Here is a 14,930-nt window from a genome sequence, read left to right on the forward strand (position 1 = left end):
TGGAGGCGAACGTGCCTTGCGCCCAGCCGAGCAGGGCCGACAGCATCTGGCCGGTCTGGTTGCTGTCGTCGTCGATCGCCTGCTTGCCGACGATGATCAACCCCGGCTGTTCGGCCTCGGCGACGCCCTTGATGATCTTGGCGACGGCGAGCGGCTCGACCTGATCATCCGTCTCGACCAGGATCGCCCGGTCGGCGCCCATGGCGAGCGCCGTGCGCAGCGTCTCTTCAGCCTTGGCCGGACCGACGGAGACGACCACCACTTCCGACGCCTTGCCGGCCTCCTTCAGTCGCAAAGCTCCTCGACCGAAATCTCGTCGAACGGGTTCATCGACATCTTCACATTGGCAAGCTCGACACCCGATCCATCCGGCTTCACCCGGATCTTCACGTTGTAGTCGACGACCCGCTTTACAGGGACCAGGATTTTCATGAAGTCTCCTTGAACACCGGCTCCGTGCCGGTGGTTTTCGATCATTGCTTTTGCTGGTCGGCCAGTAGTGCCCAGAAAGCAAAAAGTGGCTTTTCTCCTGAGCGCATGGCGTGTCGGATGGCCGGAGGATTGTAGAAAGACCCACCGATGCCTGGCGTAAACCAGTCGGAACCGCCGCGCATGAATTCGCCGTCTGACAGGACGAGATAGGTTTCCTCCGGCGCATGATCATGGTCCGGATAGCGTACGTTCGGCGCCAGCAGGGTTGCGCCGACCCACACGTCCTGCCGGTTCTCCAAGCCGCCCGGGCCGACGATCATGGCGTTCGCATGACCGATCAGAAAGCCATCGCTTGCGGAATTGTCGTAAATCGCTCGCGTCTTCCATTCCAGCAATGGCTCAACCCTCTCGAACCGACCGATGAGCCCGTCGAGCGACGAGTTTCCGGTCTTGGCCGACAGAACGTCCTCGAGATAGCGGTTGCATACCGGCAGTCGCTTTGCGGCGCTCAGCCGCGCCCGATGCGGGGTTTCCAGATGGGCGAATATCTCCATGATGGACCGGCGTGCCCGCACATCCTGTGCGAATTGGTCGAACGCCACGAACGCCATATCGAGAAAACCTTGCAAAGCGTCGCTACGAGCCATGTCAGATATCCTTGACAAGGCGCAGCGCATCATAAATGGCCGCATGCGTGTTGCGCGCCGCGACCGCATCACCGATCCGGAACAATTGATAGGCGCCGGCCGGATTGCGCTCGACGGTCTGCGGCGCAGCGGAAAGCAGCTCGTCATAGGACACCTCGCCGAGGTTCTTCGAGCCGGGCTTCAACTCGAAATAGAGATCGTCCAGCGGAATGGTGCCGTGATTGACGACGATCTGGTCGACGGTGCGCTGCTTCGCCACGCCGCCGTAATCGCTGCCGACATGGGCGATGATCTGGCTGCCGCTCTTCTCCGCCGCCTGCAGCCGGTAGGTGACCGTGAAGGTGACGTCGAGCTTCTGCAGCGAGCGCATGTAGGGAACGAGGTTCATCCCCATGACTTCCGGCGCGAAGGAGCGGTCCGGCGTCATGATCTCGACCTTACCGCCGGCCTTGGCGATGAATTCGGCGGCCTGCAGGCCGGCATGGTCGCCGGCATCGTCGAAGATGAGCACGTTCGTGCCCGGCTTCACGTCGGCCGAGATGATGTCCCAGGAGGAGACGACGAGTTCATTGCCTCTGGACAGGACCTCCGTGTGCGGCAGGCCGCCCGTCGCAATGATGACGGCGTCGGGATTTTGGGCGGCGATTGTGTCGGCCTCCGCCCAGCTGTTAAAATGGAAGGTCACACCGAGCTTCTCGCACTGCCCCATGCGCCAGTCGATGATGCTGATCATTTCCCGCCGGCGCTCGCTCTGCGCCGTCAGGCGGATCTGGCCGCCGGGGTCGTTTGCGGCCTCGAAAACCACGACCTCATGCCCCCTCTCTGCCGCCACCCGGGCCGCCTCGAGGCCGGCCGGGCCTGCGCCGACGATCACCACCTTTTTCCGGACATCGGCTTTCGGAATGGTATGCGGCATGGTCTGCTCACGGCCGGTCGCGGCGTTGTGGATGCAGAAGGCCATGCCGCCCTGATAGATGCGGTCAAGACAGTAGTTGGCGCCGACGCAGGGACGGATGTCGTCCTCGCGCTTTTCCATGATCTTGCGCACGATATGCGGGTCGGTCATGTGGGCGCGCGTCATACCGACCATGTCGACCTTGCCGGCTGCAATCGCGTGACGGGCTGTTGCGACGTCGGGGATCTTCGCCGCGTGGAATGTCGGGAAATTGGTCGCGGCGCGGATTTCGCCGGCGAAATCGAGATGCGGCGAGTTGGCCATGCCCTGAATCGGAATGACATCCGTAAGGCCGGGGTCCGTATCGATATGACCGCGGATGACGTTCAGGTAGTCAATCAGGCCGCTGTCGCGCAGTCGCTTCGAGATCTCGATGCCTTCGGGCTTTCCCGTGCCGCCGGGAAGACATTCGTCGGCCGTGTAGCGAACGCCGAGAATGAAGTCATCGCCGACCCGCTTTCGCATCGCGCTGAACACGTCGAGACAAAAGCGCATGCGGTTTTCAAGATCGCCGCCATAGGGCGCGTCGAGTTCGTTTGTGAGCGGCGAGGTGAACTGGTCGATAAGGTGGCCATAAGCCTCCAGCTCAACCCCATCCATTCCGCCTGCCTTCATGCGCTCGGCGGCGTCGGCGAAATCCTTGATGATTCGTTCGATATCCCAGTCTTCCATTTTCTTTGGAAAGGCGCGATGCGATGCTTCGCGGTGATGCGAGGGCGCCAGTACCGGCAGCCAGTCCCCCTTGTCCCAGCGCGTACGGCGGCCGAGATGGGTAAGCTGGATCATGATCGCTGCGCCCTGCTCGTGCACGGCATCGGTCATTTCCCGGACCCACGGGACGATCTCGTCCTTATAGGCGAGCAGGTTGTTGAAGACCGGTGGGCTATCCTTGGACACGGCTGCCGAGCCGGCCGTCATCGTCATCGCCACGCCGCCCTTCGCCCGCTCAACCGTGTAAGCACGGTAGCGCTCCTTTGGCATGCCATCCTCGGGATAGGCCGGCTCGTGCGACGTCACGATGATGCGGTTGCGCAGGGTCAGGTGCTTCAGCTGGTAGGGCTGAAGGAGAGGATCGTTCGACATCATTGCGTCTCCGGAATAGGACTGTCATGCGGGATGCTATGGGAAAATGTACATATGTGTCAATAATGAAAACACATAAGTCGTGTTAGTTGACATTCATGTACATGTTTCTTGCGAACCCCTCCACATTTTGTTAGGAGATGAGCATGGAGCAGAATTTGAGTGATAGCGGTTGGCGAGGTTCACCAGAGGTATGGCTGGAGGCGGCCTACTATTCGTTGCTGGAATCCGGCGTCGATGCCGTGAAGATCCAACCCCTCGCCAAAAAACTTGGCCTTTCTCGGACCAGCTTTTATTGGTTCTTCAAGGACCGCGAGGAATTGCTGAACGCGCTACTTGTGCGATGGCGAGAAAAAAATACCGGAAATCTTATTAAGAGGTCCGAGGCTTACGCAGAGACGTTGGTTGAGGCGATGCTGAACGTTTTCGACTGCTGGCTGGACCGCGAGTTGTTTGACGCGCAGTTCGAGTTCGCCCTTCGCAGTTGGGCGATCCAGTCCGAAGAAATCCAGAAAGAGGTTCAGCAAGCTGATAGACTTCGTCTTGAAGCCCTCAAGCGCATGTTCGTGCGCTTTGGCTACGAAGAAATTGCCGCCGATGTTCGCGCCCGAACCACCTACCTGGTTCAAATCGGCTACATTTCAATGCAGTCGCGAGAAGACATTGCGATGCGCATGAAGCGTATCCCACACTATATCGCCATCTACACGGGCGAGGTGCCGCAGCAGAGGGAACTCGATCGATTTTACTCCAGGCACGGGCACGTTCCCGAACCAGGAGCCTAGCCATGCGCGGTTCGTTGACGATTGGCGTGATTGGAGGCGGCGGTTGGCTGGGGGGAGCTCTGGCCAGTTCGCTTCTCGATTCCGGACTGCTTCAGTCGCAGGATCTTTCGATGTCATATCGAGGACAAAAACCCCCGCGTGATCTAGGGGCATATTGGACCGCGGACAATCAGCAGCTTTGCGATCGCTCTGACGTCATCATATTTTGCGTCCGACCAGTCGATTGGCCGTCTCTTGCCGTCGACTGTAGCGGCAAGCTGGTCATCTCCGTCATGGCGGGTATATGTCTGGAACAGCTTGCCCGACATCATAAAACGGATCGGGTCATCCGTGCTCTTCCGAATGCGGCTGCTGAAGTTAGGCAATCCTATACACCATGGATTGCATCGGCGGGCGCGACCGTGGCCGATCGTTCGCTCATGCGCCAGATTTTCCAGGCTTGCGGTGTCGAGGATGAAGTCGCGGGCGAGAGCGACATCGATTATCTGACGGGTCTGACGGGCTCGGGGCCGGCGTTTCCGGCGCTCTTGGCCGCTGCGATGATGGAAGACGCCGTCAGACACGGCATCTGCCCGGACCTCGCCCGCAGATGCGTAAATGCGGTACTGGTCGGGACGGGTCGACTTGTGGAACTGCGCTCGGAGTGTCCTCACGTCATCGTTGAGACTTTCATGAACTATCGCGGGACGACCGCGGCCGCGCTCGAAACCATGCGCGCGGCGGGATTCGAAAGTGCCGTTCGCGACGGCCTGGCCGCAGCGTTTAGGAAATCGGTGAGTATGGGACAATCCTCCTGACCACCGCCCGAGGCGGGTCACGCGGCGTCCCGCCCTTCCTGTTATTAGCCGCAAACAGAGGGAACGAGAATGAAAACACTACTTGCATCGACCTGCCTGATGTTCGGCCTGTTCGGAGGAGCTTCCGTCGCCAGCGCCGAATGCGGCAGCCTCACCATCGCCAGCATGAATTGGCAGAGTGCTGAGGTCCTTTCAAACCTCGACAAGATTATCCTGAACGAAGGCTATGGTTGCCAGGCCGAAATCACTGTCGGCGACACCGTCCCTACCATCACCTCGATGGCCGAAAAGGGTCAGCCAGACATCGCTCCTGAAGCATGGATCGATCTCCTTCCAGACGTCGTGAAGAAAGGAACAGAAGAGGGCAAGATAGTCCAGGTAGGCTCCCCGTTGCCCGACGGTGGCAACCAGGGCTGGTGGATACCGAAATACCTTTCGGACGCTCATCCAGAGATAAAGACGATCCCTGACCTGCTGAAGCATCCAGAGCTCTTCCCGGATCCCGAAGACCCATCAAAGGGAGCTATCTTCAACGGCCCGCAGGGATGGGGCGGTACCGTGGTCACTTCGCAGCTCTTCAAAGCTTTCGAAGCCGAAAAAGCCGGCTTCAAGCTGGTGGACACTGGCTCGGCAGCCGGCCTTGATGGATCTATCGCCAAGGCTTACGAAAATAAGGAACCATGGGTAGGTTACTACTGGGCACCAACCGCTTTGCTTGGCAAATACCCAATGGTGAAGCTGGAGGCAGGCGTTCCTGCAGACGCTGCGGAATGGAAACGCTGCAACACGGTGGAGAGCTGCCCCGACCCTAAACCGAATGCATGGCCAGTCGACACGATCGTTACCCTCGTTGCAAAGCCTTTTTCTGAAAAGGCCGGGCCGGAAGTCATGGACTACCTCGCAAAGCGCTCGTGGACCAATGAGACTGTCAACAAGCTGATGGCCTGGATGACCGACAACCAGGCAAGCGGCGAAGATGGCGCGAAGCACTTCCTGGAAGAAAACAAAGACATCTGGAGCAAGTGGGTGTCTCCAGAAGCGGCCGAAAAGATCTCGGCTGCCCTCTAACTTAAAAGCTTGGGCGGTGCGCATGCGCACCGCCTTTCGCCGCTAAAACAATAAAAGACTAGTGCGGCCTCAAACGAAAATGGGGAACGAATGGATTGGTTTTTTAAATTCCCGCATATGGACGACGACGCGCTTAGGAACTTGAAGAAGCTCATTGATGAGTCTTTCCGGGCATTCACGCGTGCCTATGGCGATGCGATCGAGGGGTTCTTTTACCCGCTGCAGACGTTTCTCATATACTCAGAGCGTCTCATGACGAAGACGCCTTGGCCGATAATCACGTTGGTCGTCTTGACCATCGCCTGGGGTGCAAGTCGAAATTGGAAAATCGTGGCAGGCTGTCTTTTCAGCCTCCTCGCCATCGGTTATTTCGACATGTGGGACGATACCATGCGAACGATCTCGATGATCTTCGTCTGCACGATCTTGTCGATCGCCATTGGTATCCCCATTGGCATCATGTTGTCCCGTTCGGACCGCCTGCAGCGCGTCGTGAATCCTGTGCTTGACGTGATGCAGACGATGCCGAGCTTCGTCTATCTTATCCCCGTCGTCATGCTTCTTGGCATCGGTAAGGTTCCAGGTCTCATCGCCGTCGTGATTTACGCCATTCCGCCGATGATCCGCCTCACGAACCTCGGTATTCGTTTGGTCGACAAGGATGTGTTGGAGGCCGCGGACGCGTTCGGCTCGTCGAGCTGGCAGAAGCTCGTCTGGGTGCAACTGCCGCTTGCCCTACCGACGATCATGGCTGGAATAAACCAGTGCATCATGATGGCGCTTGCAATGGTCGTGATCGCATCGATGATCGGTGTGCAAGGGCTCGGCCAGCCTGTTCTGAAGGCAATCGCGAACCAATACTTCACGCTCGGCATTTTCAACGGTCTTGCGATCGTCGGCATCGCCATCATTTTCGACCGCGTCAGTCAGTCCTACGGGCAGCGGCTGCAGAAGCACCGGGAGATCGTCCATGGTTGATCAGCGCTTTGACGGTATCAAGATACGGAACCTTTACAAGATTTTCGGGCCGAATGCCGCTTCGCACATCGAAGCGGTGCGCAACGGGCTTTCGAAAACGGAGCTCAATGAAAAGTTTGGTCTGGTCCTTGGACTGAAAGACATCAACATCGAGATGCCGGCCGGCTATATTCAGGTGATCATGGGGCTTTCGGGATCAGGCAAGTCCACACTGATCCGGCACATCAATCGACTTATCGATCCCACCGCCGGAGAGGTGCTCGTAAACGGTGTCGACGTCGTCAAGATGAACGAACCCGAGCTCAGGGACTTCCGCCGCCACCAGACAGCAATGGTATTCCAGAAGTTCGCGCTGCTACCACATCGCAATGTGCTGGAGAATACCGTGTATGGTCTCGACGTTCAGAAGATTGACCGAACGAAAAGCACTGACGTCGCGATGCAGTGGCTCGAGCGGGTCGGGCTAAAAAGGCTTTGAAAAGAAATATCCCAACCAGTTATCTGGCGGCATGCAGCAGCGCGTCGGTCTCGCTCGAGCGCTTTCAAACGATGCTCCGGTTCTGCTGATGGATGAAGCCTATTCGGCACTTGATCCTTTGATCAGAATGGACATGCAGAGCGTGCTCCTTGACCTTCAGAAGGAGATCAAGAAGACGATCGTCTTCATCACACATGATCTGGACGAGGCGCTTCGTCTTGGGGATCAGATCGCCATCCTTCGCGACGGCGAGGTCATTCAACAGGGCACGAGCCAGGACATCGTGCTTCGACCTGCCGACGAATACATCGCCAACTTTGTCAAGGAGGTGAATCGCGGCCGGGTGATCCACGTGGACGCGGTCATGACACCGGTGGCGGGCAACCACGATGTGAATGGCGCAACGGTGTTCTCCGGAAGCTCGATTGATGATGCCATGAAACTTCTCGCTCACGGAAGCGACAGTGACCTCACCATAACCGATCCGGCAGGAAAACCGCTTGGCACCGTAGACCTCAAGCGCCTCGCTGCTGCGGTCGTCTCTTCGCACTCGTGAACCTCGCGAAAGGGCGGCGGAAAAGTGTAGCGAACAGCCTTGCTATTACTTGCCTTCTCCTTCGCTGCGACCTGCGATGACAGCGTCCCGAATTCTACCGAGACGGTCGCGGATATCTTCGATTTCGCCGGCCAGGCCGCCCTCTGTTTCCGCTAAAACAGCGAATGATCGTTGCAGACGGTCTACAATTTCGGCCGTTATCGAGCGCGAATTCTCTCGGGCCATGGTCTCGATCTGAAGCTTTAGATCTTCAGGAATCCGCAGTCTAAAATGGGGGTCCTTCCGCGTCATCGCGACTGCCCCAAAATTTCCGCTTGCAAAAATGACGCACGGTGTGTTAACTGGACAAATGACGCACCGTGCGTCATCAATTTTAGCAGAGGAAGGAATATATAGACAAGGCGGGCGACCGATGACGATTTTCTAGAATTCAATATGTCCACTCCAACTGTCGTCTGAATTGAACGCGCGTCAACGCGATCATACGATTGTGTACTGTACCCGAGAGTCGACATTATATCTCTTGGGGATCCGCGGGCGCAAATTTATAGGCAAAACGGACACGCTTTCCCACTGATTATCAAATTCTGGATACCCACCTGGTATCAAGACGACGGAGACCCAGCTATGGAAATCCGCCAACTCACCTATTTCGTTGCCGTCGCCGAAGAGCTGCATTTCGGCAGGGCTGCGGCCCGGGTGCATATTGCCCAGCCGGCCTTGTCGACGCAGATCCGGGCGCTGGAGCGCGAGCTCGGCGTGCAGCTGTTCGTCCGCTCCACGCGGCGGGTCGAGCTGACCGTGGCGGGCGAAACGTTCTATGATCGGTGTGTACGCATCCTCAGCGACATCGATGTCAGTGCCGAGGTGACACGCTCAGTTGCCGGCAAGACGGCACGGAAGATCAGGATCGGCACGATCTATCCGGCCACCATTGGCGTGCTGCCGGCGTTTTTGTCGAAGATCGCCCGCAAGTATCCTGACATCCAGCTGCAGATCCAGAGCGGCTCGACCGGCGACATCATCCGCAATTTGGAAAGCGGCCAGATCAACCTGGGCTTTATCCGGCCGGTGGAAAATATCGGCTCCTTGCGCTTCTTCTCGATGGCCAACGACGAATATTTGCTCGCCGTCGCCAAGGACAGCCAGCTTGCCGGTCTTGACGAGATCGGCATCGACGATTTGCGCGATCAGAAGATCATCTCGTTCTCGCGCCAGAACCTGTCCTATACCGAACGCTACTTCACCGAGATGTTCGCCGAGCACGATCTGGCCCGCAACATCGCCTATAGCTGCGACGACACCTTTGCGCTGATCTCGCTGGTATCGGCCGGGCTTGGCATCGGCTTTGCGCCGCAATGGACGAAGGATTTCCCCAACCGCAACTTCGAACTTCGCAAGGTAAGGGGCGTCGACTTTAGGATCGGCATGGGGGTTGCCTGGAACACGGAAGATCCGACGGCCGCGCGGGACGACATCATCGATATTGCCCGCTCGCTGGTCAGGCCACCCAGACAGTCTGCAACAGCGCTGTCGCTATGAGCGTTTCGAGCCAGCGACGCAGCGGCAACAGCTGGCAGCGCCGGCGATCATTAATTTTCAGACACAGGGAGGCGAGGATGTCGCGCAATCCAGTCCGATCCAAGAGGCCGCAAGCCACGAGCCCGCAACCTGCCGCCAAAGGCGATCCCGGCGATGACGCCATCATCGACCAGGCCCACGCGCTTTATGGCAGCGGTGCAGCGACCGCGGTCGCCTACTGCGGGCTGGACGCCTGGTTCGAGGGTGAAGAGGCCGAGTTTCGCCTGTTTGCGCGACTGTTTCGCAGGCTCATGAACTAAAAGCCTCGGACGGGGACGACGATTACCAATTCTGCCTCTGGGAAAGCCGACAAGGCAAAGCGCCAATGAAAGCTCAAGTCCCCGAGGAATGGACGCGGTAATCGGGGCGGCCGCTGCATACTGACATTCCGTGGCAGGTTTCAACGGTCGCCCAGTACTAAGTATATCGGCACCCGGCCCAACTGCGTGCCGCCAAAAGGCTCGATACAGAATGCAATTTCGCAGTCGGTCCCGGTCTCCACCGTGCCGGCGACGCTATGCTGAAATGGGTCGACCAGATTGACGCGCCTGCGCAGTTGCGGCAAGAAACTGCCAGCCGATCGCTTCCGCGCCAGTGACAGTGCGCCCACGCCAGAAGAGGCGAACGACTGCCCACCCGATACGCAGACCAGAGCGGCGACGAGCACGAGCCAGATATTGTGTTTCGTGGTGATGCAATTGACGACTGAAATCATGGGTAATTCTTGCCTGACGAGAAACGTCGCGCAATTTCCCGGTTCCGTGTTGAATTAACTTGGACGAGGAGCATGATTAACGTGAAGTGTTTCATCGCATCTCTGCGCGAGCGGCGGCACACTTGGAAAGCCGGGTTTTGTCTGAGTCTCAAGAACCGATGGGGTCCGGCCGTTCCATTCACTCGACTTTGCCCAGAACCGGTATTTGGCGCAGGATTGGAAGCTAACAATCACAGGGACGGCGCCGATGAATCTGCCCAGCTATGCGATGAAGCAGGCGAGCTTTCCGGAGATGTACGAGGTGTCTAGTGGCTCCTCTCTTTCGGCCATATGCCGAAATCATGCTGGCTGAAGTGACTTTATCCAACGGCGACCGCGTCCTCGACATAGCTTGCGGAACCGGGATTGTCGCTCGCGTCCACCTCAATTTCGGGCTCGTTGGCTGGTTCAAATGCACATGGAAATCGAATTGCTTGAGAGAACGTACAAAATTGATTGCGCCGTACCAAAGCGCCGCGCGTCTTTTCAGACGCGCAAAGCACTTTGATTGGCTGCTGAGGGGAATCTTCGCAGTTATTGCGCGGGTAGCCCTCGGCAGGACGGTTCAAAGACCGCGAAAGGCCTGGCCGCCGCGATTGCGCCGAGGGCGCTTCGGCCCGCATGAAGCTTGCCCCAGCGGACAAGAAGGTCACGGGTTTCGTCGCCCGCCTCTTCCGGTCGCGTTGCCTCCAGGCGCCGGTTGACCGGCATGATGACGAGCATCGTATAGGGCCAGTTCAAGATGATGATCGCTGCGCCGACACCCAAAAGCGGATTGCCGGTCTGCCACCACGCCGCAGCGCCGAGGAGGCCCGGAAATGAGCGCGAGAGAAGCCTGCACGCCGGACCCCATTGCGCAGTCGGCCGACGAATGGTTTTCATCGGAGCGATGCATCTCGTCCCGCCCAGCTCCGCTCCTGACGGCAAGACTCTGCTGGCATGCGAATTCTAGCGGATTGAATATTGCTGCACGGCAGGTCAATCCTGCCGTGCAGATCACCCCGTGACAATCGTCGCCCGATATACCTTTTGAGGAACCGCCCATGCAAATTGTTACAAGCTCGCCTCTCTTGCCACTGGACGACCCGGAATGGGCTTGGTTTCGCCAGCGAGAAGAACTGCGAAAGGCGATGCTTGAGCGGCGTTTCGATGAGGTAGAGCGCACAATGGCGACGCTTGAAGCCAATTGGTGGCAGTCTGCTGACTCGTCCGAAGACCGCTACACCTTCCTAGCGACCGGCTCTGGCCTGTTCGACTATGCCAGCATCGATGCTGCTCTCAGGCTTGAATTGCTGAATGATTGGAGCGATGCATATCCGGGCTCCTACCATGCGAAGCAAATCATCGGTCACTATTATTTTCGCCGGGCCTGCGACATCCGAACGGCAGCTTGGGCATCTGACGTTGGTGATGACCAATGGGTTGCCGCCCATATGGCTTGCGTAACAGCCGCCGAACATCTGTTGAAGGCAATGGCTCTCTCGGAGCGGCCGGCGCTCGCGGCCGAAACCATGATGCAAATTTGCCAGTACCTTGGCCAGCCAGACTTTGTGGACGCACTGTTTCGCGGCTCGCCTGTTGAAAAGACCATGCGACGCGAAGAATTTGAGCCGGACCTCTACGATGCGGCATGTGCTCAGCTTGCCAGACATGGATTAATGCCCCCCGGCATCGTAACGGCGACGCTCCCTGCCTCACTTCCACCCTTGAAAGAGGATGAAGCCGAAAATCCTGGCTTTTACTGGCTGCGCTACTGCCTTTCGCTAAGACCACGATGGTCGGAAATTTTAGCTGATTACGCGCAGTACTTGAGCCCCAAATGGGGAGGTGGTGACGGCGAAGTCGAAAAGTTCGCCACTGGCCCTTTGTGTTCTTCGCTGAATGAGCAGGAACGCAATTCCATCCGATGGTCTGCCGTTCACGACTCATTGACCGATTATCCGCAGCCAGGCGATGTCCGCGAGATCGCTGCCAGACGGAATATTTTTGAAATTTGGCTTGCCCGGGATCTCTCTGATCACCTGCGTTTCATTTCTCTCGGCAAGTATGCCAATTTTACGAATTTCTCGCTCGCCGATGGGGAACTGGCGCATCAGCGCCATGTCGAATCCGTCCGCTATTGCAAGGCGCCGGGAACCTATCCGGCTGTTGATGGCCCGTTTCGGGACTTCACCAACTTGATGTTGATCAAGCATTTTGACGATCATGAGGGCGCCTATGCAAGCGTGTTGCAAACCGCCGTTCGCCGTTTTGATGAACCGACAATGCTCACTGTGGCAGCATTTGCCTGGCAGTTCGGGATGTGGGATATCAAGGCCGATCCGGCCATTGCCACGCAGTTGATTGACCGGACGGTACAGCTTGAGCCGCTCTATGAGCCCGACGAATTTACGCCGATGCATGCTTGTCGGATGATCTGGGACGGAGGGTTTCAAAAGGAGTCGACTTATCTTACCCGCGCATTCGCAGGCGGAAGTTGCCCTGGCATTGCGGCAAAAGGCCGTGTCCAGCCAGTTCTGGCCGAGCATATTTGCGCAAGCGGGCAATGTTGACATCGCTCAGACACAGCCATTTGCGCAGCTTTTGACGGAGCCAGCGAGCAGCCGGCCGCGTGATGTCGCGCAAGCAGCCGTCTGGTTGCACGAAGGTCTCTGCCAGGAACCGGATACCCACAGCACGCATCCTGTATTTTTTGAGCGCATCGCGGCTACAGGATTTGACCCGGCAGGTCCGCTTCCCGATCATCTGCCGTGGCACCTTGAAGAAGCGTCAGCGGCCGAAGATTGGCTGGGGGAGGAAGCTCTTGGCATCGCTGGACAGCTTGATGCAGATTGGCGCGAAAACGCGGCGCAAAGCTGGAGGGATGCAAAAGATTGGCATGCACATCAACACAGCGAATTCTCACTGCTCTTGCAGCGTCGAAAGCAGCAGGTTTTTGACGAGCAAGACTGGTTGCAACTGGCGCAACTGGCAGAGAAATTCGATCAGGCAGGCACCCTTCGCGCAGAGGCAATTGCAAAAGGATTGCAACATTATTCCGGAGACTTGTTGCTTTTGCAGTTAAAAGCCGGTGATCTCGCGCAAAGGGGCAATATCCACGAAGCGATATCCCTATGGCATCATATTGGCCAAAACCCGTCCTCTTCCGAATATCAGGCTCATCGCCAGCTTTGCGAACTCTACTTGCGGGCCGGGGAAAAGGCGGCGGCCGAGCAACACCGGCAGATCGCTGACCAATTGTGGGCAAGCGAAGATAAAAGACAACTGGATTTCGCAGGTCTTTTTCCTCATGAGATGGATGCGTCAGAGCTCACATTGCTGCAGAGCAAACTTCAACCGCTCTTTCAGCACGCGCGCGCCATCTGGCTTTGCCGCGACACGCCGTCAAGCACAGCAAACCCTCCACGATGGTATCTGTATGTACAGGCCTATGACAGCTGGTTCATGCGTCTGGTTGGTAAACTGACCGGTGAGGATGATATCAATGCGTCCGCCTGCAAAAGACTGCTGGAGCGCTTGCAAGCGCGGCTACATGTCTATCTGGAGGTCCGTTATATCGGACCGGACGATCAGATCCCGGCTCATTGCACGAACGGCAGCTTGATAGCCTACGCCGGCTTGGCCGCTTTGCCGATCATGGGCCCGGCGTGAAAAGCGATAGGCAGATATCTCGAGACGCGGCCCCATGAAACGCGCCTTGGTCCATTGAAGGACTTTAGGGCATATAGCATTCTGACGTTCGCCTCAGTTTCGCCAGGCGCCTTCATCGGCTCTTCGATTGCCTGGAAACGGAAGGCGCTTCCACTTGATACCACTAAAATGTACCATCAAATGCACGATATCCTCATAGCCAATCGACCGTAGCAAGCCATCCGCCACCTGCAGGATATTTCCATCTTTGTGTCAGGGACCAGTCCTGCTATCCGCCGGACCGGACCGCCATCATAGACGTAGAGACCCATTTCTGTCGCATGGATAACCTGATCGTCATAGAGGGCGACGCTGACACAGGATCGGCACGATCAGGCTCTAGGTCTTGAAACCATCGATATCGTTGCCACGCAGCAGGTACTCTTACGCGCCTCTTTCAACGTAACCAGAAGCTCCGTCATATGCCACAATCACGCAGCGGTCGTGTTCGTCAAGCTGATCCGAATCCACCAGGACATTGACCAACGAACCGGAGCTTGATGCGAGCACGAACGAATAGGGATTTGCACTTTTGTCGTTAGGCAACAGCATAGCAGTCTCGACGAGTTTAGCGATCTTTGAGCCTCCCTCCAGGAGACTCGGCCGTGCCAGCCCATCTTCCAGGTAGATTGATATTATCTGAGAGAAGTCGGATCCGTCGCCTTCATAGACCACACATAGTACCGGCTTACCTTGCGCCTCGGACATATCGCTCACGACTTCGATGGCACTTGTTTCTACACGCAGCACCGCAGCGAGCGAGTACCCGTTTCAACACAATTTCTCTCGGATCATGAAGCAAAATCGTGGACCACCACCATACATCAGGTTCGGCCAGATAGGCCTGCACATAGGCTTCCGCCGTCGCTGAGGGTTGTTCCAGGCCAACCATATCCGGCACCCACGAAAGATCCGAGGTGATTTCTGCCAGCGTGAACCCGGTGACGGATGGCGCATCCGAAGGATGCTTTATTGCGTTCGATTTGCACGAGCGTCGGCATCGGGATTGGCGAGTGGCACATAGGCCCGGCTTGTGCTGTCGAGCCAATCGAGCTTGGATTTGCCCACAGTGCGGAGATAGGCTGCGGCTTCAATGAAAAGCGGATGACGCAAATCCCGCTTTTTC

The 14,930-nt window shown here is 57.4% G+C and carries 13 protein-coding genes and 2 pseudogenes; 9 read left to right on the forward strand and 6 right to left on the reverse strand.

Going from position 1 to position 14,930, the window contains the following annotated elements; translation table 11 throughout:
- The 3 genes and pseudogenes from A3AY_RS35960 to A3AY_RS0124310 form a co-directional block, all read right to left on the reverse strand.
- Positions 1-432 (reverse strand): annotated as a pseudogene (locus A3AY_RS35960) (electron transfer flavoprotein subunit beta/FixA family protein); the annotation flags it as partial.
- A gap of 41 nt (positions 433-473) precedes the next feature.
- Positions 474-1,079: a dimethylsulfonioproprionate lyase family protein gene (locus tag A3AY_RS0124305; protein ID WP_018328288.1), complete on the reverse strand. Its 606-nt coding sequence runs from the start codon at positions 1,077-1,079 to the stop codon at positions 474-476.
- Between the two features lies 1 nt (position 1,080).
- Positions 1,081-3,117 (reverse strand): NADH:flavin oxidoreductase, encoded by a 2,037-nt coding sequence (locus tag A3AY_RS0124310; protein ID WP_026203779.1) that lies wholly within the window; start codon positions 3,115-3,117, stop codon positions 1,081-1,083.
- Between the two features lie 146 nt (positions 3,118-3,263).
- Between A3AY_RS0124310 and A3AY_RS0124315 the strand changes: the two genes are divergently transcribed.
- From A3AY_RS0124315 to A3AY_RS41095, 5 genes and pseudogenes are all read left to right on the forward strand, one after another.
- Entirely contained in the window at positions 3,264-3,902 is a 639-nt protein-coding gene (locus tag A3AY_RS0124315; RefSeq protein WP_018328290.1) for a TetR/AcrR family transcriptional regulator, read from the forward strand.
- 2 nt (positions 3,903-3,904) lie between these two features.
- Positions 3,905-4,699: a pyrroline-5-carboxylate reductase family protein gene (locus A3AY_RS0124320; RefSeq protein ID WP_026203780.1), complete on the forward strand. Its 795-nt coding sequence runs from the start codon at positions 3,905-3,907 to the stop codon at positions 4,697-4,699.
- 69 nt (positions 4,700-4,768) lie between these two features.
- Positions 4,769-5,767: an ABC transporter substrate-binding protein gene (locus tag A3AY_RS0124325; RefSeq protein ID WP_026203781.1), complete on the forward strand. Its 999-nt coding sequence runs from the start codon at positions 4,769-4,771 to the stop codon at positions 5,765-5,767.
- A 90-nt stretch (positions 5,768-5,857) separates the two neighbouring features.
- Entirely contained in the window at positions 5,858-6,745 is an 888-nt protein-coding gene (locus tag A3AY_RS0124330) for an ABC transporter permease (protein ID WP_018328294.1), read from the forward strand.
- A pseudogene (locus A3AY_RS41095) lies at positions 6,738-7,779 on the forward strand (quaternary amine ABC transporter ATP-binding protein). Before A3AY_RS0124330 ends, A3AY_RS41095 begins: the two are co-directional and overlap by 8 nt.
- Before the next feature lie 45 nt (positions 7,780-7,824).
- On the opposite strand, the gene A3AY_RS0124340 reads toward A3AY_RS41095, so the two are convergent.
- Complete coding sequence (locus tag A3AY_RS0124340) at positions 7,825-8,070, reverse strand: Arc family DNA-binding protein (RefSeq protein WP_018328295.1); 246 nt, start codon at positions 8,068-8,070, stop codon at positions 7,825-7,827.
- Between the two features lie 336 nt (positions 8,071-8,406).
- Here A3AY_RS0124340 and A3AY_RS0124345 point away from each other — a divergent pair, with 336 nt between their 5' ends.
- The gene (locus A3AY_RS0124345; protein ID WP_018328296.1) at positions 8,407-9,321 is read left to right on the forward strand and encodes a LysR family transcriptional regulator; all 915 of its coding nucleotides are present in this window, start codon (positions 8,407-8,409) and stop codon (positions 9,319-9,321) included.
- A gap of 77 nt (positions 9,322-9,398) precedes the next feature.
- On the forward strand, positions 9,399-9,620 hold the full coding sequence (locus tag A3AY_RS35970) for a hypothetical protein (protein ID WP_018328297.1): 222 nt from the start codon (positions 9,399-9,401) through the stop codon (positions 9,618-9,620).
- Between the two features lie 140 nt (positions 9,621-9,760).
- Here the strand turns inward: A3AY_RS35970 and A3AY_RS0124355 are convergent, their stop codons facing one another.
- Entirely contained in the window at positions 9,761-10,075 is a 315-nt protein-coding gene (locus A3AY_RS0124355; RefSeq protein ID WP_018328298.1) for a hypothetical protein, read from the reverse strand.
- Between the two features lie 573 nt (positions 10,076-10,648).
- On the reverse strand, positions 10,649-10,996 hold the full coding sequence (locus A3AY_RS35975; protein ID WP_018328299.1) for an anthrone oxygenase family protein: 348 nt from the start codon (positions 10,994-10,996) through the stop codon (positions 10,649-10,651).
- Positions 10,997-11,157: 161 nt separating this feature from the next.
- Here A3AY_RS35975 and A3AY_RS35980 point away from each other — a divergent pair, with 161 nt between their 5' ends.
- Both A3AY_RS35980 and A3AY_RS35985 read left to right on the forward strand, forming a co-directional pair.
- On the forward strand, positions 11,158-12,666 hold the full coding sequence (locus A3AY_RS35980; protein WP_234913220.1) for a DUF4034 domain-containing protein: 1,509 nt from the start codon (positions 11,158-11,160) through the stop codon (positions 12,664-12,666).
- Positions 12,617-13,765, forward strand: coding sequence for a hypothetical protein (locus tag A3AY_RS35985; protein WP_018328301.1), 1,149 nt, complete (start codon positions 12,617-12,619; stop codon positions 13,763-13,765). The genes A3AY_RS35980 and A3AY_RS35985 overlap by 50 nt, the downstream gene beginning before the upstream one ends.
- Positions 13,766-14,930: the final 1,165 nt, after the last annotated feature.

The organism is Rhizobium giardinii bv. giardinii H152 (assembly GCF_000379605.1).
Classification (GTDB): domain Bacteria; phylum Pseudomonadota; class Alphaproteobacteria; order Rhizobiales; family Rhizobiaceae; genus Pararhizobium; species Pararhizobium giardinii.